This is a genomic window from Acinetobacter sp. Colony158 (genome assembly GCF_019264745.1).
GTDB classification, from domain to species: domain Bacteria; phylum Pseudomonadota; class Gammaproteobacteria; order Pseudomonadales; family Moraxellaceae; genus Acinetobacter; species Acinetobacter ursingii.
Window position 1 is genome coordinate 2,200,577 of record NZ_CP078523.1, and the last position, 232, is coordinate 2,200,808.

Genomic DNA, 232 nt, shown 5'->3' on the forward strand with positions numbered 1-232 from the left:
TCAAAATCTACTTCAATTCTTTTAATTGATGGTGGGCAAAATGCCAATGATAATAACAATCCAACCGATTATTACGTCGGTCTTCGTAATATTGACATGTTGCTGAATGGTACGGGGAGTATGGGTTTTGAAAATGGTCGAATTAATGTCAGTATGCCTAAACTACTTATGGCCATGTCAGCACAACTCGCTGCTGGTTATTTACCAGGAGCTAAATATAAGACTTGTCCGA

At 38.4% G+C, this 232-nt stretch carries 1 protein-coding gene; it reads left to right on the top strand.

Annotation, left to right across the window (positions count from 1 at the left end; all coding sequences use genetic code 11):
* Positions 1-232: hypothetical protein (locus JR005_RS14800; protein ID WP_228731673.1), on the top strand; the 232-nt coding region annotated here is incomplete at both ends.